Here is an 18848-nt window from a genome sequence, read left to right as displayed (position 1 = left end):
CTGCGCTAGGCTCGGATCGAGAGGCGGGCGGGCCGCGGCGTCAACTCCCAAAGTCAGTACGCCTTCGCCCACAAAGCTTCGGCTGTCGCGGCACGCGCACACTTGACGCAGCTGGTCGGAGCTTCGGCGGAACGGAATTCCTCGTCGGGCAGAACTCGTATTGTCGCCTTTGTCTCTTCCTTGATCTGCACCTCGCAGTCAGCCCCGCCGCACCAGCCGGCGTAAACGAAGCCGCCTTCTCCGGCCATCAGCTCTCGAAAACGATCGTACGTCACATCGCCGCGCACGCTGTTCGCTTCGCGCCGCTCGAACGCGGCGACTCGCATGTCTGTCTGCATCATGCTCAGCAGGTCGGCGACGTCTTCACCGATTGAGTCGAGCGTGACCGTGCGCTTGACGCGATTGTCGCGGCGCACAAGCACGCATTGATTGTTGTCGATGTCGCGCGGACCGATCTCCAGTCGGACAGGAATGCCGCGCAGCTCCCACTCGTAGTATTTCGCGCCAGGCTTCATGCCCTCCCGGTCGTCAAGGTGCACGCGCAGCTTTCCCGTCTTCCGCCGCTCCCAGGCCGCAAGCGTCGCTCGAACTTTCTCCGCGGCCTCGAGCACACGAGCCTTGTCCTCATCGGATCGCCATATCGGCACGATCACCAGCTCGACGGGCGCAAGGAACGGCGGCGTGCGAAGGCCGAAGTCGTCGCCGTGCGTCATTACGAGAGCGCCGACAAGCCGGGTCGAAACGCCCCAGCTCGTGTTCCACGCGTACTCCATGCCTCCCGCTTCGGACTGAAACTTCAGGTCGAACGCTTTCGCGAAGTTCTGACCGAGGTTGTGCGTCGTGCCGGCCTGCAGCGCCTTGTTGTCCTGCATCATCGCTTCACACGCGTAGGTGCGCACCGCGCCGGCGAATCGCTCCGAGTCGGTCTTCACGCCCGTAACCACCGGCATTGCCATCCACCCTTCCATGAAATCGCGATAGACGCCCAACATCTTCCGCGCTTCCTCCTCGGCCTCGGCTTCGGTCGCGTGAGCCGTATGACCTTCCTGCCACAGGAACTCGAGCGTTCGCAAAAAGAGGCGCGTGCGCATTTCCCATCTGACGACGTTTGCCCACTGGTTGATAAGCAGTGGAAGATCCCGGTAGCTCTGCACCCACTTGGCGAACATCGCATAGATGATTGTTTCCGAGGTAGGCCGTATCACCAGCGGCTCGTCGAGCTTCTTGCCTCCGCCGTGAGTGACGACTGCGACTTCCGGGGCGAATCCTTCGACGTGCTCGGCTTCCTTGTGGAGGAAGGATTCCGGAATGAAGAGCGGAAAGTACGCGTTCTCGTGGCCGGTATCCTTGAACATGAAATCGAGCTGGCGCTGCATACGCTCCCAGATGCCGTAGCCGCGCGGCCTGATCACCATGCAGCCGCGAACAGGCGAGTAGTCTGCCAGCTCGGCTTTGAGAACGGTTTCATTGTACCACGCGCTGAAATCGGCGGCGCGTGTCGTCAGTTTCTTGTCTTCAGCCATTTAACTGTGAATGCAAGGTACTCATGAGCTCCTCGACCTGGAGCGTCCGCTCCGTCCCGACGAGGAGATCGCGGACGGTTACTTCGCGCAACACGAATCGATCGCGCTTCAGGATGACGACGCGTCGCGCACCGGCTGCAGCAGCCGACTTGAGCTGCCTGGCCAGCTGCTGCGGGTGCAGCGCGTACTCGACACTCACATCTCGGCGGCGGAGCTCGCCGGCAATTCTCATCACGTCGCCGGTGAGAGACTCGTCATCCGACGCCACCCAGAAATCGAGTCTGGGCACCGTGGCTGGAATGAGGTCTCTCGACTTCAGCAGATCGCCGAGCACGACGTCGCCCATCCCGAAGCCGAGCGCCGGCAGGTCCACACCTCCGACCGTCTCCAGCAGCTTGTCGTACCGTCCCCCACCGCAGATCGCGCGCATTTCGCCGGCAGTATCGAACAGCTCGAAAACGGTGCCGGTGTAATACGCAAGCCCGCGCACGATAGTCAGATCGAGCTGAACCCATTCTCCAAACCCGAGGTCGGCAACGTACCGCAGATACTGTCGCATCCGCTCGATATGCTCGCCGGTGCCCGGAAGATCGCCATAATGCTTCAGCAGTGATGCGACATCGCGGCAGGCAAGAATCGAGTCCACGCTGTCTGCGATGGCTCCGTTTCCCACGGCTCGCTCGAGCTTCATGCGCGAGCCCTCGCCACCGTCGGGCTCGTACTTGTCGATCACCGTGTAGAGAGCCGGAAGATCGGCTTCCGTTACGCCGGCGTTGAGAAGCAGCGACTGGAGGAGCCGCCGGTCAGAGACGCGGGCAACGACGTCCGCAGAACCGAGTCCAAGAGTACGCATCACGTCCAGTGCCGCTGCCAGCAGCTCGGCGTCCGCGGCGATTCCCGCCTCGCCGACGATGTCGGCATTGAGCTGGAAATGCTCACGCAGTCGCCCTTTCTGTTGACGCTCATAACGGAAGAGCTGCGGAATCGAAAACCACCGGACCGGCTTGCGGAGCGAGCTTGCGCGGGCGGCGACCATTCGCGCGAGTGTCGGAGTCATCTCCGGTCGGAGAGCGACTTCACGATCGCCCTTGTCGGTGAAGGCGTAAAGCTGTCCGACGAGCTCGTCCCCGCTCTTCTTTCGATAGATGTCGAGTGACTCGAGTGGAGGCCCGTCGAACTCGACGAACGCGTAACGGTGCATCACCTGGCGCCAGACGCTCATGAGATAAGCGCGCTCCGCCAGCTGCTCAGGGTAGAAATCGCGGAATCCCGGTAACGCCCGTTGCGCCATTAGGGAAAGCTATGGATTCCTGAGAGTGCGGCAAGCACACTCATCATCCTGCCTTACCTGAGTCCGCCGAACAAGCTCGCGTCGCCCACAGTGTGAAACGAGCCGGTGACGACAACCGTGGCTGCCTCGCTGGCGGCACGCTCCACTGCCTCCGCAACCTCGGGAACCAGCGTCACCGACCATCCGCCTTCCCTGCCGAACTTCAGCGCTTCGGTGGCATCCCAGACACGCTCCGCTGAAGCGCTGGCTGGTGTCGTCACGATGGTGGCGTCCACCACGGGACAGAGGGATCTCATCATCTCTCTCCAGTCCTTGTCGCGAAGAACTCCGAGCACCGCAACGATGGGGCGCGCCGGCTTGACGGAATCGAGTGTCGACATGAGCGCGCGAATTCCGTCAGGGTTGTGAGCAACATCGAGGACGAATTTGCCCACTCGCTGAAATCTGCCGGGGAGTTTCAATCCAGGCAGCGAATGCCCTGCCTCAGTCAGACTCGTTCGGTACGGAGCACCCGCAGCATCGAGCATCGCGAGCGCCGTGCAGGCGTTGATCGCCTGATGGTCTCCAGCAAGCCCCGTCGTGAGAGTTGCGGATTCACCGCCGCGCTCGACATCGAATGTCGTCCCGGTCCAGTCCACACGAACATTGATGGGGCGGTAGAGCTCGGTTGACTGAAGGACCGGTGTCGCCCCAGCGGCGTGCGCCACAGAGACAAGCGTGGCGCGTGCTGCGTAGGCCGCCGGACCGAACACGGCCGGTACATCCCGTTTGAAGATGCCGGCTTTCTCGGCGGCAATGCCTTCGAGAGAATCACCCAGATAGTCGACGTGATCGATGCCTATCGACGTAACCCCGGCTACAACGGGCATGATGACGTTCGTCGAATCGAGGCGTCCGCCAAGTCCTGTCTCGACGAGGCCGACGTCTACATCGCGCGACGCGAAATGCTCGAACGCAAGCGCTGTCGTGATCTCGAAAAAAGTAGCTCCCAGACGTTCGAAGTCGCCTTGCCAGCGTTGAATGAAATCCAGAACCTGGTCCTCGGCGATCTGCTTCTCGTCGACGACGATGCGCTCACGAAAATCCACCAGATGCGGCGATGTGTAGCGTCCGACGCTCAATCCCTTCGCACGCAGCAGCGTGTCGAGCGTAGCCACGACGCTTCCCTTGCCGTTTGTCCCGGCGATGTGGAACGAGGGAAAGCGACGGTGCGGATTGCCGAGCAGCGCGAGGAACGCATGCGTGCGGTCCAGTCCAAACTTGGCGGTGCTGCCGGTGCGCGCGAAGAGTTCGTCGAGTGCGCTGCGGTAGCTCGTCAGGCCGCTGTCCACCCCGTGGCGGCGGGCTTGCCGCTCATATGCCGGAGAAGCTGACCGACGGTGGGCTTGAGATCCTTCCGTGAAACGACGGCATCGACCATTCCGTGCTCGAGGAGAAACTCGGAGGTCTGGAACCCGTCGGGCAGATCCTGTCCGATTGTCTGCTTGATGACGCGCGGACCGGCAAACCCGATGACAGCGCCGGGCTCCGCGAGAATCGCATCGCCAAGCATGGCGTAGCTCGCGCTCACTCCACCCGTCGTCGGGTTCGTGAGAATCGACACGTATGGTATGCGTCGCTCTGCAAGCTGCGACAACATCGCCGCGGCCTTGGCCATCTGCATCAGCGAGAGCACCCCCTCCTGCATGCGCGCGCCACCCGACGCCGAGACGAGAATCAGCGAGAACTTCCGCTCCAGAGCTTTCTGACCGAGACGCGCGATTTTCTCACCGACGACAGAGCCCATGGATCCGCCCATGAACGCGAAATCCATGACGCCAAGACAAACAGGGAGCTCGAGCAGCCTACCGGTGAAGGTAAGGATCGCGTCGCCATCGCCGGATTTCGACACCGCTTTGTCGAGGCGTTGCGGATACTCCGGAAAGCCGAGCGGGTCGGTCGATCGGATCTCGGTTTCGGTTTCCTCGGAGGTTCCTTCATCGAGCAGGAGATTCACGTACTCGATGGCCCGGATGCGCCGGTGATGGTCGCAGTTCGGGCAGACGTTCAGGTTCCGCTCGAACTTTTCAGTGAGGTCGGTGTGCCCGCATTTCACGCACTTGTCCCACGCGTCGGGCGGGATCTCGTGCTTCTCGCGCCGCGGCTGCCGGGGCTTCTTTTCCTTGCGAAACCAGGCCATTCACTAAAATGTGGTTGCGGGGGGATGAGCAAGCAAGCGACCCCGAACCGGCTACGCTTGTTTTTTGGGGAACCGTTAACTGAACAACTGCTATAGCGAAGAGCGTCGAGGGCCTACTGCGTCCAGCTTGGAGCTGCCTACGACAATGACTTCCCTCAATGCGCGACAGGCGTTGCGACCGTCACGGTCGGAATCAAATGATGACAGTTCTCGCGCGGTATGGGCCATTGTCAACACATGGCGGATTTCAAGAAACTTCATGTTTGGCGTAAAGCTCACGCCTTAGCGCTCAACACAGATCATGTCGCAGCGAAGATACGCCCACGAAGGCATTCATCCCTGCGAAATCAGATGAGTCGCGCCGCGATGTCGATCGGCGCCAACATTGTTGAAGGAAGAGGAAAAGCCAGTGAGGCCGAATTCGCGCGCTACCTTCGAAGCTCTGTTAACTCGGCAAGTGAGCTCGAATATCATTTACTCGTTGCGCACGACCTCAAAGCCATGTCGACAAAGCACTATGCGAAGCTAACCGCGCAAACTATCGAGGTTCGTAAGATGCTTTACGGATTATTGGATCGTATCAACGATCGGAAAGCGGAAAAGGACAAGGGAGATGACAAGTCGCGCCCGCAAGATGAGTCATCGTCGTAGGCAATGCCGTTGTCGCGCATGAGGGAAGTCATTGTCGTAGGCAGCTCCAAGCCCGACGCTTTACGCCCTGGACGCTCTTCGCTTTGGTAGTTGTTCAGTTAAGGCAGCTTAGCTCTTCTTGAACGCCGCCTTGCCTCGCCCTTCTCCCGAGATCCGCATCAGTATCCCGATCGCGAGCCAGCTCGCGAGCATGAACGATCCGCCGTAACTGAAAAACGGAAGCGGAATACCCGTGATCGGCATCAGGTTCAGCGTCATGCCGACATTCACCAGCACGTGCACGAACCAGCTCGCCATCAAACCGAACGCAACGAGTGAGCTGAAGGAATCGTTCGCGCGCCCCGCGATCTGCGTGACACGCAGAAAGAGAACGAGGAACAGGGTGAGCACGATGGTCACCCCGATGAATCCCATCTCCTCACCGACAACCGCAAAAATGAAATCGGTGTGCTGCTCGGGAAGAAACGCCAGTCGCTTCTGCGTTCCGAGTGTAAACCCTTTTCCGAACAGCCCGCCGGATCCGATTGCGATCTTCGACTGGATGACGTGGTATCCCGACGCGCGCGGGTCAGCCGAAGGATCGATGAACACCCGTAGTCGGTTCTGCTGGTACGGGGCGAGCTTCTCCCAGAGAATCGGGGCAATTACGCCGGTCGCGATGTTGGCGACCATCAACACGATGCCTTCGACCAGGTACGGCCTGTAGTACAGCACGAGCGCGAGGAGCACCAGAAACCACGCTCCCCACAGCCCGGTACTGAACGACAGGATGAGACTCACGACGGGACTTGCAAGCAGGAGCAGCAGCGGCCACGCTACTCCCGACCAGTACAGCATGCCAAAAAAGATCCCGATGAAGACGATGCCGGTGCCCAGGTCAGGCTGAAGCATGATGATGACCCATGGAATCGCCACGACGAGCGCGGGCCACCACAAGTCGAGAATCGATTTCGGCGGCTCGCGCCTCGCAGCCAGGATCCTCGCAAGCATCAGGACCACTGTGACCTTTGCCAACTCGGAGGGTTGCCCGATTCGAACTCCGCCGATTGCGAGCCAGCTCTTGGTGCTCGCCGCGGTGCCGGCTCCGGCGCCGATGACGAGAGTCAACGCGAGCAGAGCGATCGACAGCCAGTAGGCCGGCACCGTCACCCATTCGATGAAGCGCACCGACGAGCGGCTGATGCCGTACGCGCCGAGCATACCGACGAGGAGCCAGAGCAGCTGGGATCGGTAGACGCGCATGACCGCAGTAGGTGTATCGGTCTGGCCGGCGGAATAGACCATCGCCACACCGAACAGCGAGAGCAGAAGCGCCGTGATGACGAGCGGATAGTCCGCGACTATGCGTCGCATCACTTAGCCGCCAGCTTCTACCAGCTCCGGTTTCACATCCACCTTTAGGTAATAACTGATGATCTTCGATGCCAGGCGCGCCGCGTAGTAACCGTGCTCTCCAAACTCGAGGAACACGGCGACAACTATCTTCGGGTCGTCAGCCGGAGCGAATCCGACGAACCATGCGTGATCCTCGTCTGGTCTCTCGGTGTTCTGAGCGGTGCCCGTTTTCCCGGCCAGGACCACACCCTTGATATTTGCAGAAGCGGCTGTGCCACCGGCTGACACAACTCCAGCCATTGCCCTTCGCAATCCCGCTATTTGGTCGGGTGTGAGCTTCATTATTGGAGTCCGCTCCGGCGGGCGAGCGACAAGGTAGGGCGTAGCCGCAGCACCGTCGGTCGCCAGACTCGTGAAGAACTTCGCCATGCTGACGACGGTTTGTGAGTTTGCACCCTGACCAATCGCCAGGTTGAGCGTCTCCGAATTGCTCCAGTTTCGACCGAACAACCGGTCGTAGTAGGTTTTTACGTCCTTCGACGGAAACCTTGGCTTGTACTCGTTTGGAAGGTCAATCCCCGAACGCTCGCGGAACCCGAGGTCTACTCCCCCAGCGACGAGCCGGTTCAGTCCAATTCTAAGCCCCAGCTGGTAGAAGTACACGTCGCACGAATGCGTGATTGCGCCGGCGAGGTTCAGGCTGCCGTGCCCGCGCTTCTCCCAGCATCGGAAGTACCGGCGCCCGTATTGGAGGCCGCCCGAGCAGGCGATGGGCATACGAGTGTCGATTTTCACCAGACCCAATTCCATGCCGATGTTGGCAGTAGCAAGCTTCCAGGTCGAGGCCGGCGGATACGTCCCCTGGATCACCTTGTTGAACAGTGGTCGCCGGGGATCGGTGTTCAGCTCCTTCCAGTAGTCAGGAGGGATGCCGCCCGTGAACCGATTGGGATCGAAGCTCGGGTGGCTGTACAATGCAAGCACGCCTCCGGTCTTCGGCTCGAGGGCAATCGCCCCACCCATCAGCGAGTCACCGAACAGTGATGCGGCGTATCTCTGCAGGTCCATGTCGATGTTCGTCTTCATCGGTGGTGCGCCCTGCGCATCGAGATCGGGACGCGGCCCGACCCCGCGTACCGGCCGACCGCGAGCGTCGACCTCGTCAAAGCGCACGCCTTCCCGCCCGTGCAGTATCGGCTCGTATTGCTTCTCGAGCCCTCCCTTCCCGATAATCTGGCCCGGCTTGTAGCCCGCGAATTCCGGCTTGTTGAGATCGTCTTCGGTTATCTCGCCCGTGTAGCCGACGAAGGATGCCACCAGTGGGCCATCCGGGTAGTAGCGTTTCGGAACGGACTGGATGATGAGCCGCGGGAAATCGATCCGGTGCTCTTCGAGAACCGAGATGACATCTATCGATGCGTCCGGGAGGACAACGGTCGGCCTCGTCGGCGCCCGGCGAAAACGCCTGATAGCGGCGGAGATGTCACCGTCGGTAAGCTGCAGCGTCGACTGCAGCACCTTCATCGTTGCGCGAAGAGAATCCTCGCTCGGCGCAATCAGCGAGACGGAGTATGCCGGGAGATTCTCGGCTATGATCTTTCCCGCGCGATCGTAAATAATCCCGCGCGGCGCCGGGAGAGGTATGGGACGGAGCCTGTTCTCCTCCGACTGCAGGACGTAGCTCCGATGATCCAGCACCTGCGTCCGGAAGAACGCTCCGAGCAGCAGGATGAATCCCGCGGCCAGCGCAACCGAGCTGAGCTGGGTTCGCCGCGCGATGTCGTTTGGATGAAAGCTCATGCCCGCGCCGGCTCGAGCATCGGCCGCATGATCAGGAGAAGCAGCACACCGGCAGTTGCCGTGGCCGCGGCGGACAGCGGAGACCAGAGGAGCACCTGCTGCACGAGCTCGATGCCGCCAAGCCGCTGCTCAACGACAAAGTAGATGAGGTCGAACGTCCACTTTCCGAGAAAGAAGAAGAATGCGTTGAGCGCGAGGTTGTCAGCGAAGAACACGGCCTTGAGCCACGACGCGACGTACCCGACGACGGTCATTGCAATTGCGCCGGCCCCCAGAGATTCGGGCGTGAGCGAATCGGCGACGAGCCCCAGCGAGAGTCCGATCAGTGCAGCGACGGCCGGACGAACGCGAATCGAAGCGAGGAGCAAAGCGAGGAGCAGAAAGTCCATCGGAGCGCGCCACCCGAGCAGCGGGCGGAGAGTGTAATGCAGCAGGACCAGTATTACGAACGTTACAACGGCGCGCAGCGTACCGCCAAGGGTCATCAGTTGCCCCTGGTCGGACTTCGCACCAGCGAGTCACGCTGTAACGAGTCGCGACTGATCGAATCGCGCCGTGCGGAGTCGCGCCGTGCCGCGGCTCGCCTGGCTGCAGCCGCCCGCCTCGCCGCGGCAGCCCGCGCGGCAGAATCGCTCAGGACGGGTCCCGCGGTGCCGAGGGTGTCCGGTCGCAGCTCCGGCGGAAGCCCGCCGGGAATCTGCCCGCCGGCCGTTGTGTCTCTTACCGTCGTGTCGAGGGCGGCACGACGCGCGGCCGCCTCGGCGAGTGCCGCGCTCTTCGCCGCCGAATCGCCCGCTTGCACAATCCGCATCGCTGCCTGGTTTGCTGCCGTGACGCTGCTCCAGACGTTGTCCAATTCCTTCGTCGCCCGCTCTGTGCGGAGGATCATGATCGCGCCAACGTCGGCTGGCGAGACCGCCGGCTTGATGAGATACGTTCGCGCCCAGCCCTCCGAAGTTTTTACTTCTTCGATTACGCGGCCAATGGGAATGCCGCGCGGCCAGACGCCGCCGAGGCCGGAGCTCACGATGAGAGTTCCCGGCTTGAGCGCTGTGCGGAATGGAATGCCGCGCAGCTCCATAAGGTATCCGCTCGTCGCACTCGCCAGATGCGCCTGCACTATGCCGAAGGCACTGCCGTCCTCCGACATCGCGCTAACCCGGAAATCGGGATGCGTCCAGATCATCGCCTGGCTCATCGTCGGATCGACGTCGGTGACCATCCCCACCACGCCCTCGGACGATACTACCGGACTTAGCCTCCGCACCCCCGCCAGCGATCCGGCCGTAAGAGTCATCGTCGTCACGTCGCGAACTCCGCGACCGTGAATCGCCTCGGCGGGAACGAATCCCCATCTGAGCCGAGAGCCAAGGCCGATCAGCTGGCGCAGGCGCTCGTTTTCGTCCTCGAGGCTCTTCACCTGCATGGCGCGAAGAGTGACGCTGTCGCGAATCGCCGTGCGCTCCTTGTCGAGCAGGAGTGAGCGTCGGCTTGCTTCGGCCCGCTCCTGCAGCATCACGAGCGGCGCGAGAAATGTGCGCCGCATCGACGTCGCCACCGGATCTCGCAGGTTCGGCGGAAGGCCGCGGGCTACCAGAGCCAGCAGGGCGCAGGTCCCGAGCACTATCAGATCAATTCGACTGCTGCTGCTTCGTATTGCGCGTGCCACTGCAACCTCAGGTTGCTAGTACAGACCAGTATTTTTCCTCGTCGTCGAGAATGCGACCGGTGCCCCGGACGACACAAGTCAGCGGATCCTCGTCCACGTGAATCGGCAGGCCAGTCTCCTGTTGCAAGAGCACATCCAGACCTCGAATCAGCGCGCCGCCACCCGTCATCACTATACCCCGGTCGACAATATCCGCAGCGAGCTCGGGAGGCGTGATCTCCAGCGCCCGCCTCACTGCGCCGACAATCTGCTGAATCGGCTCCTGCACCGCATCGCGGATCTCAGCGGAATGTATCCTGACGCTCTTCGGAATTCCCGACACCAGGTCTCTACCCCTCACTTCCATCTCCCGCTCCTCGCCAACCGGATACGCGGAGCCAATCTGGATCTTCACCTGCTCCGCGGTGGACTCTCCGATCAGGAGGTTGTAGTTCTTTCGCATCGACTGAAGGATCGCCATGTCGATTTCGTCGCCGCCGGTGCGAATCGACGTGTCGCTGACGATTCCCGACAGCGCGATGACGGCAATTTCTGTTGTTCCCCCGCCGATGTCGATAACCATGTTGCCGGTTGGCGTCTCCACGGGGAGTCCGACGCCGATTGCAGCCGCCATGGGCTCGGCGACCATGAATACCTCTTTGGCGCCCGCACCAAGAGCCGAGTCACGCACCGCGCGCTTCTCCACTTCGGTAATTCCGGAGGGCACGCACACGATCACGCGAGGCTTCACCTTGAAGAAGTGATTCTCGATGATCAGCGCGAGAAAATATCGGAGCATCTTCTCGGTGACGTCGAAGTCCGCGATGACGCCGTCCTTCATCGGCCGGACGGCAATGACTCCTTCCGGCGTGCGGCCCAGCATGCGCTTGGCTTCGAGGCCAACGCCCTTGATCTTCTTGGTCTCGCGGTCGAGCGCGACAACCGACGGCTCGTTGAGAACGATGCCTTCGCCCTTCACGTAGATAAGGGTGTTGGCGGTGCCGAGGTCTACGGCGATCGCGTTCGCGGGGAAGAGCGATCCCGCCTTGAAGAAGGGCCAGCGCATTTAGTCTCAGGTGAAATATGAATCGACGCTTGCGAGAGGCAAACCGAATGCCTCGGCAACCGCCGGGTACACCACTTGTCCGCCGACGATGTTCAGGCCCTTGCGCAGTGGTGCGCTTTCACGAAGGGCCTCCTGCCAGCCGAGGTTGGCCAGCTTCATCGCGTAGGGAAACGTTGCATTCGTGAGCGCGAGAGTCGACGTGCGAGGTACTCCGCCAGGCATGTTCGCCACTCCGTAGTGGATAACGCCATCCACTTCATACGTCGGGTTCTCGTGGGTCGTGGCATGTATGGTCTCCACGCATCCGCCCTGATCGATAGCGACGTCGACTATCACTGATCCCGGCTGCATCGTCTTGAGATCCTCACGACGAATAAGACGCGGTGCGACAGCGCCGGGAATCAGAACAGCGCCCACAACCAGATCCGCCGTCGAGATCTGCTCTAGTATGTTATGACGATTGGAATAGATGAGTGTGACGTTCGCCGGCATCACGTCCGACAGGTACCGGAGCCGCTCGAGTGAGAGATCGAGAACGGTCACCTTGGCCCCCATTCCGGCGGCCATCTTGGCTGCATTGATCCCCACGACACCGCCGCCGAGTATGACGACCTTTGCCGGAGCCACCCCCGGCACGCCGCCAAGCAGAACGCCGCGCCCGCCGTAGAGGCGCTCGAGATACTTTGCGCCCTCCTGCACGGCCATACGCCCGGCAACTTCGGACATCGGAGTGAGCAGCGGCAGCTCTCTGTTTGAGAGCTCGACCGTCTCGTAGGCAATGCAGGTCGCGCCACTGTCCATGTGCGCGCGAGTCAGCGCCTCGTCAGCGGCAAAATGGAAATACGTGAAGATCGTCTGGCCTTCGCGCATTCGCGGCCATTCGCGGCGGATTGGCTCCTTCACTTTCATTATCATGTCCGAATCGCGCCAGACGGTGGGCCCGTCGCGCGCAATGCGCGCTCCGACGCTCGTGTAAAGCTCGTCCGGAAAGCCGCTGCCCTCGCCTGCACCATGCTGGATCAACACGTCGTGGCCGGCGGCCACTAGAGCTTCCGCCCCGGCGGGAACGAGCGCGATGCGATTCTCGTTTGTCTTGATCTCCTTGGGAACGCCGATCTTCATTGGATGGTGGTGAGTTGACGTTGTGTGGTCAGACAGATTGCGGGGCGGCGTCCGGACCCAGGCTCACCACCGTCTGTCGTTCCGGCGCAAAGAAATCACGGCAAACCGCGAGGACACTCTCGTTATCAATCGATTCAATCAATGAGAGAACTTCATCGAGCGAACGGAACTCCTCGTCGTATAGCTCGACACCGGCAGCCCGGTACATGCGCGACGAGACGCTTTCCAGCGACAGTGTAATCTGACCCTTTAGCTGGTTTTTGCCAGCGACGAGCTCCTCTTCGGGAATTCCTTCCGACGCGACACGGTTGAGCTCATCGCGAATTGCATCGATCGCGAGTGCGGCGGTCTCGGGTGCCGTACCGACGTAGACTCCATGAACTCCCGCATCGTGATGGAACGACTGGAAGCTGTAAATGGCATATGCGAGTCCGAGCTCTTCGCGCACGCGCTGGAAGAGACGCGAGCTCATGCCGCCGCCGAGCAGCGTGCTGACGAGCGCGAGTGCATACCGCCGCGGATCACCGTGTGGCACAGTCGCGGAGCCGAAGACGATGTGCGTCTGAGCGCCCTTGCGCCGGAAATGATTGATCGACGGAAGAACCGGCGTCGCCGGGATGGCTCGCAGTCGCGACTGCCCACCGGCTGGAACACTTGCCCATCCGGTCGCGTCGAGAATCGAGATCAGCTCGTCATGCTCGACATTGCCCGAGGCCGCAACGACCACCTGGTCGGGATGATAAGCACGATTGTGAAGCGCGCGAAGGTCGCTCGTCGTGAACGAGCCAACGGTCTTGCGGGTTCCCAGTATCGGATAGCCGTAGGGATGCTCGCCCCACAGCTGGGCGCCGTGCAACTCGAAGACCAGATCGTCGGGAGTGTCCTCGACAGTGCTGATCTCCTCCAGCACTACCTTGCGCTCGAGATCGAGGTCCGACTGGCGTAGAAGTGGACGGAAGATGAGATCTGCAAGCACGTCTGCAGCGATCGTGACGTGCTCATCGAGGACGCGGGCCTGATAGGCGGTGTGCTCGCGCGACGTGTAGGCGTCGAGCGATCCACCAACTGATTCGAGCGCTACCGCGAGCTCTTTCGCCGACCGGTGCTCCGTACCTTTGAAGACCATGTGCTCCAGCAGATGCGAGAGCCCCATCGTCGCGGGCGTTTCGTGGAGCGACGCCGCACGTACCCAGGCCCCCAACGCAACAGACCGTACTCCCGGCATGTGCTCCGAGAGTACGGTCAAGCCGTTCGGCAAAACGGTGCGGCGAAGTGTTACATCGTCCGTCGCGACAACGGTCACTCTCGCCCGCGACCTCCGCCGCTTCGCGGAGAGCGGCCGCCGCGGGGTCGCCGGGGACGATCCTCACGTTGACCGACGGCAGCTGTCGCCTCGCCCTCGGATGGCGCGTAGTTGTCATCGCCGCCCGTGGCAGTTTCCTCGGTGCCACGTTCGGCCCGCGACCCGCCGGCTCCTCCAGTACTGCCACCCGACACATCGCCTGGGGCATCGCCGAAAGCGCCACCTTCCGGCTTCGGCTGCAAGGCCTTCATCGAAAGCCGGAGACGCCCGCGCTCGTCGCGCTCGAGAAGCTTCACCTTCACTCGATCGCCCTTCTTGACCACGTCTTCGGTCTTCTCGGTGCGTCCATGCTTCAGCTCCGAGATGTGGACCAGACCTTCGGTGCCAGGCATGATCTCGACGAATGCGCCAAATGCAGTGGTGCTCTTCACCGTGCCCTCGTAGGTCTCGCCGATGACGGGCTCGGCTGTAAGCGCCTGAATCATCTGCCGTGCGCGCTCCATCGCTTCGCCGCCCACTGCCGCAATCGTCACGAGGCCGGCATCGTCCACTGTAATTTCGGCGCCGGTCTCTTCCTGGATGCCTCGAATGGTCTTTCCCTTGGGCCCGATCAGCTCACCGATCTTCTCCGGGCTGATACTGAGCGTCACGATCCGCGGCGCGAAAGCTGAGAGATCAGCGCGCGGCTCGGGCAGCGCTTTCTTCATCTCGTTCAGAATGTGAAGGCGTCCTTCGCGGGCCTGGGCAAGCGCCTCTTCCATGATCCCGAGGGCGAGGCCCTGAATCTTGATGTCCATCTGAATGGATGTCACACCCGTCTCGGTGCCCGCGACCTTGAAGTCCATATCACCAAGGTGATCCTCGGTACCGAGAATGTCAGTGAGAATCGCGTACTTCGATCCTTCCTTGATGAGACCCATCGCGACGCCGGCAACAGCACCGCGAATCGGGACTCCCGCGTCGAAGAGTGCCAGGGACCCTCCGCACACGGATGCCATGGACGATGATCCGTTCGACTCGAGAATGTCGGACACGATCCGAATCGTGTACGGAAATTCATCGAAGGGCGGCAGCACGCTCTGCAGCGCCCGCTCGGCGAGATTTCCGTGTCCGATCTCACGCCGGCTCGTGCCGCGCATAGGCCGAACTTCGCCTGTCGAGAAAGGCGGGAAGTTGTAATGCAGCATGAACGATTTCGTCGACTCGCCCGCCTCGTCGATGCTGTCGAGACGCTGCACATCGTTCGCGGTACCGAGGGTGACGGCGACGAGCGCCTGCGTCTGTCCGCGGGTGAACAGCGCCGACCCGTGCGCGCGCGGCAGCACCTGCGAGTCAATCGTGATTTCACGCACGTCCCTGGGGCCACGTCCGTCGACGCGCCTTCCGCTGTCGAGAACCTGCGAGCGGAGCGTGTTGTACTCGATGTCTTCCACGAGAGCCGCGATGTCCTTGCTGTTCTCGGGGAACTCATCGATGAGCTCCTTCGCAACGTCCTTCTTGGCTCGCTCGACCGACTGGATGCGGGTGTGCTTCTCAGGCTGATTGATCGCGGAGCTGATGGGACCCTCGGCGAGCGCCTTGACGCGTGTCTCCAGCTCGTCGGAGGACGATGCCTTTGTCCAGGGCATCTTGGCAGCGCGACCCTTGTTTAGCATCTCCTCCTGAATCGCGATCAAGTCCTTGATGCCGCCGTGTGCCACGCTGATCGCCTCGAGGATGTCCGCTTCGGGAACCTCGATCGCTCCGCCCTCGACCATCATGATCGAGTCGTTCGAGCCCGCGACAACAATGTCCATGTCGCTGTACGGGAGCTGCTGAAACGTCGGATTGAGGATCCAGTTCTCCTGTACGCGTCCGACTCGAACACCGGCGATCGGCCCCATGAACGGGATCTTCGACGTGTTGATGGCAAACGACGCAGCGAGCAGCGCGATCACGTCAGCGTCGTTCTGCTGGTCGGCGGAGATTACATAGATGAAGACCTGAACCTCGTTCTTGAATCCATCGGGGAACAGCGGCCGGATGGAGCGATCGATGATTCTGGCCTTGAGGATCTCGGAGTCGTGCGGCCGGCCTTCACGCTTGATGAATCCGCCGGGAATCTTGCCGGCGGCGTAGGCCTTGTCACGGTACTCGACGAGAAGTGGGAAAAACGGGAGCGGACTTTCGGTGTCGCTGACCGTCACTGCTGCGAGAACCATCGTCTCGCCAAACTGAACTACTGCAGAGCCTGATGCCTGCTTTGCCATGCGGCCCGTCTCGATGACGAGCTTCCTGCCCGCGAAGTCGCGTTCAATGCGTTGCATTTCTTTCCTTCATTTTTGTAGAGAACACAAAGCGCGCGGGAAGCACCGTGCTCCCGCGCGCGAACAATCAGACAATCAGCTTAGTAACGGAGTCCAAGATCAGCGATGATCTTGCGATAGCTCTCGAGGTCGGTCCGCTTGAGGTAATCCAGCAGGCGGCGACGTCTTCCGACCATCTTGAGCAATCCGCGACGACTGTGATGGTCTTTCGCGTGAGCCCGGAAGTGGTCGGTCAGGTAGTTGATGTTCTCGGTGATAATCGCAACCTGGACCTGGGCCGAGCCGGTGTCGGTGCCGTGTGTACGGTACTTTTCGACGGTAGCTGTTTTCTGAAATGCCATTGGTGCTGTGCTCTCCGCGCGCCTATGCGCGCTGGTGTCTTTGAATCCTCGTAAGCCTTGAAATTTAGCCGACTTACGGGCCCCTGTAAAGGCTTAACATGAAGAGCGTTTTCGGTTCAGCCGCCGAGCCGCTCGAGAAGCGCCAGATAACGCGGATGGCCGCGGACCGCGGTGAAATCGGGGTCAGCCTTCAGCCACTCCGCACGTGACCACCCGAGATCGACCGCCCGCTCGAGCAGGTCCAACGCCCGATCCTGGTCGCCGCTAATGGAGAACAGGCAGGCAATGTTGTACAGCGTGCTGACCTCATTCGGGTCCACTTCGATCGCGCGATCAGCCCATTCCTTCGACAGCTTAGTGTCGCCGAGGTCATGCAGCGCGAGCGCTCCGAGCTGCAACGCTCGTGAATCACCGGGACTGACCGCAATCTCGCGCCTTGCCGCGTCGACACACCGCTTTGCGGCTCTTATCATGTCCTCGGTGCGACCAAGATCGCGATAAATAGTGTGTGCCAGTCCCGCAGCCTGAAAATCATCTTCGCGGAGTGAGGCAGCGCGATCGAAGTAGCCTGCAGCCTCAGCGAAGCGACCCTGCATCTGAAGCATTCGTCCGTAATAGTAGGGCGCCTCGTACAGAGTCGGATCGAGCTCCATCGCGCGCTTGAGCTCCTGGTCGGCTTCGTCCAGACGCTTCTGGCACGAGAGCGCGAGGCCTCGCGCCGCGTGGGCTTCGGCCAAGGTGGGGTCGAGGTCGACGGCGCGGCGGCTCGCCGCATCGGCCTGCTGCAGTGCCTCCTCGCCGCCGCTGAAATACATGTAGCGGGTCGCCGAGCAGTCGGCGAGCCCCGTGTACGCCAGGGCGTAATCCGGATCGAGAGCAATCGCCCGACGAAACATGTCGTCGGCCCCGTCCCAGGATTCCCGCCGCCACTGATGAAAGAGATGACGGCCGCGAAGGTAATACTCGTACGCGCGCACATTGCTCGTCCGCGCCGCCTTGATCGCAGACTCCTCTCGCTTCGAGAGAACGACGCGCAAGGCTTTGACGATGTTCTCGGCGATCTCGTCCTGAATAGCGAACACGTCCGCCATCTCGCGGTCGAACCGCTCGGACCAGAGATGATAGCCCGTGTCGACGTCGATGACCTGAGCGGTGACGCGGAGCCTGTTCCCCGCCTTCCGGACGCTGCCTTCGAGAAGAGTCTTCACGCCGAGCTGCCGACCGATCTCACGCATGTCGAGATTCTTTCCCTTGAACGCGAACGCAGACGTTCTCGAGACGACTTCGAGAGCCTGCACCTTGGTCAGCGCGTTGATGATCTCCTCGGCAATTCCGTCGCTGAAGAACTCGTTCTCAGGATCGGTGCTCATGTTGCTGAATGGAAGCACCGCGATCGACGGCTTCTCGTCCACTTTCTTTTGCTGCGGCTCGAGCGCAATGGAGAGATCGGCGGCGGTCGGGAATCGATCGCTCGCGTCGCGCGACAACGCTCGCCGAACAGCGACCGAAACGTATTCCGGAATTGCGGGAACGATTGCGCTCACCGGGCGTGGCGTATCGGTAAAGCGTTTCGCAATCAACGCCTGGGGCGTTGACGCAGTGAACGGAGGCTCGCCGGTGAGCATCTCGTACAAAACGCATGCGAGGCTGTATTCATCGCTGCGGCCATCGAGGTCGGTCTGTCCCGCCGCCTGCTCGGGGCTCATGTAGGCCGGCGTTCCGATCGCGAAGCCGGTATTGGTGAGGTTTGCCCCACCGGCTACGCTGACCGCCTTCGCGATTCCAAAATCGGCGACGAGCGCCTCACCCTCGTAGATCATCACGTTCTCCGGCTTTATGTCGCGATGAACGACGCCGAGCCGGTGCGCATAATCGAGGGCGCTCGCGATCTGCTGCGCGAGATCCACAGCCTCGTCGGCGGGAAGCCTTCCCTGCTTGTCGAGTCTTGCCCTGAGATTGTCCCCGTCGATGAAGGGCATCACGTAGTAAAGCGTGCCGTCCGTCTCGCCCGAGTCGTGCAGCGTGATGATGTGCGGGTGATTCAGGCGCGCGGCGAGACGTATCTCCTGGAAGAACCTCGTCGTGCCGAGTGCGGCCGCGACCTCGGGGTGCAGGACCTTGATCGCAACCGGGCGGTCGTGTCTCGTGTCGTGCGCGCGATAGACCACGGCCATGCCGCCGCGACCGACCTCATGCTCGATCTTGTAGCGGCCGCCGACAACGGTTGACTCTGAGATGGGCTGTGCTGCGGTCATCTGGACATCGGATGGGGATCGCAATTAT

At 61.5% G+C, this 18848-nt stretch carries 15 protein-coding genes; 1 reads left to right on the top strand and 14 read right to left on the bottom strand.

From position 1 onward, the window contains the following. Window positions 1-53: 53 nt before the first annotated feature. From proS to accD, 4 genes are read right to left on the bottom strand one after another with little or no spacing between them, the layout of a single operon-like run. Window positions 54-1523, bottom strand: coding sequence for a proline--tRNA ligase (gene proS / locus VES88_05960; GenBank protein HYN81028.1), 1470 nt, complete (start codon window positions 1521-1523; stop codon window positions 54-56). Next, window positions 1516-2814, bottom strand: a complete 1299-nt coding sequence (gene hisS / locus VES88_05955) for a histidine--tRNA ligase (GenBank protein ID HYN81027.1) — start codon at window positions 2812-2814, stop codon at window positions 1516-1518. The genes proS and hisS overlap by 8 nt, the downstream gene beginning before the upstream one ends. A 53-nt stretch (window positions 2815-2867) precedes the next feature. After that, window positions 2868-4145 (bottom strand): folylpolyglutamate synthase/dihydrofolate synthase family protein, encoded by a 1278-nt coding sequence (locus tag VES88_05950; GenBank protein HYN81026.1) that lies wholly within the window; start codon window positions 4143-4145, stop codon window positions 2868-2870. Then, window positions 4130-4993 carry an acetyl-CoA carboxylase, carboxyltransferase subunit beta gene (gene accD / locus VES88_05945; protein ID HYN81025.1) on the bottom strand — a complete coding sequence of 288 codons (864 nt, stop codon included), beginning with the start codon at window positions 4991-4993 and terminating at the stop codon, window positions 4130-4132. Before accD ends, VES88_05950 begins: the two co-directional genes overlap by 16 nt. 237 nt (window positions 4994-5230) lie before the next feature. Here accD and VES88_05940 point away from each other — a divergent pair, with 237 nt between their 5' ends. Further along, the gene (locus VES88_05940) at window positions 5231-5644 is read left to right on the top strand and encodes a four helix bundle protein (protein ID HYN81024.1); all 414 of its coding nucleotides are present in this window, start codon (window positions 5231-5233) and stop codon (window positions 5642-5644) included. Window positions 5645-5752: 108 nt separating this feature from the next. Here the strand turns inward: VES88_05940 and rodA are convergent, their stop codons facing one another. From rodA to VES88_05890, 10 genes are all read right to left on the bottom strand, one after another. After that, the gene (gene rodA, locus VES88_05935; protein HYN81023.1) at window positions 5753-6997 is read right to left on the bottom strand and encodes a rod shape-determining protein RodA; all 1245 of its coding nucleotides are present in this window, start codon (window positions 6995-6997) and stop codon (window positions 5753-5755) included. A gap of 3 nt (window positions 6998-7000) precedes the next feature. Continuing rightward, window positions 7001-8779: a penicillin-binding protein 2 gene (gene mrdA, locus VES88_05930; protein HYN81022.1), complete on the bottom strand. Its 1779-nt coding sequence runs from the start codon at window positions 8777-8779 to the stop codon at window positions 7001-7003. Next, window positions 8776-9264, bottom strand: coding sequence for a rod shape-determining protein MreD (gene mreD, locus VES88_05925; GenBank protein ID HYN81021.1), 489 nt, complete (start codon window positions 9262-9264; stop codon window positions 8776-8778). The genes mrdA and mreD overlap by 4 nt, the downstream gene beginning before the upstream one ends. Continuing rightward, window positions 9264-10448, bottom strand: coding sequence for a rod shape-determining protein MreC (gene mreC, locus VES88_05920; protein HYN81020.1), 1185 nt, complete (start codon window positions 10446-10448; stop codon window positions 9264-9266). The genes mreD and mreC overlap by 1 nt, the downstream gene beginning before the upstream one ends. 7 nt (window positions 10449-10455) lie before the next feature. Then, on the bottom strand, window positions 10456-11493 hold the full coding sequence (locus tag VES88_05915) for a rod shape-determining protein (protein HYN81019.1): 1038 nt from the start codon (window positions 11491-11493) through the stop codon (window positions 10456-10458). Window positions 11494-11499: 6 nt separating this feature from the next. Then, window positions 11500-12615 carry an alanine dehydrogenase gene (gene ald, locus VES88_05910; protein HYN81018.1) on the bottom strand — a complete coding sequence of 372 codons (1116 nt, stop codon included), beginning with the start codon at window positions 12613-12615 and terminating at the stop codon, window positions 11500-11502. A 28-nt stretch (window positions 12616-12643) separates the two neighbouring features. Further along, window positions 12644-13918, bottom strand: a complete 1275-nt coding sequence (locus VES88_05905; protein ID HYN81017.1) for a pitrilysin family protein — start codon at window positions 13916-13918, stop codon at window positions 12644-12646. After that, window positions 13915-16224: a polyribonucleotide nucleotidyltransferase gene (locus tag VES88_05900; GenBank protein ID HYN81016.1), complete on the bottom strand. Its 2310-nt coding sequence runs from the start codon at window positions 16222-16224 to the stop codon at window positions 13915-13917. The genes VES88_05905 and VES88_05900 overlap by 4 nt, the downstream gene beginning before the upstream one ends. A gap of 80 nt (window positions 16225-16304) precedes the next feature. Continuing rightward, a complete protein-coding gene (rpsO, locus tag VES88_05895; GenBank protein HYN81015.1) occupies window positions 16305-16565 on the bottom strand; it encodes a 30S ribosomal protein S15 in 261 nt (86 codons plus the stop codon). Window positions 16566-16681: 116 nt separating this feature from the next. Next, on the bottom strand, window positions 16682-18820 hold the full coding sequence (locus VES88_05890; GenBank protein HYN81014.1) for a protein kinase: 2139 nt from the start codon (window positions 18818-18820) through the stop codon (window positions 16682-16684). Between the last annotated feature and the right edge of the window lie 28 nt (window positions 18821-18848).

The organism is Gemmatimonadaceae bacterium, assembly GCA_035633115.1.
In the GTDB taxonomy this organism is placed as follows: Bacteria; Gemmatimonadota; Gemmatimonadetes; order Gemmatimonadales; family Gemmatimonadaceae; genus UBA4720.
This window is presented reverse-complemented; position numbering and strand designations above follow the sequence as displayed.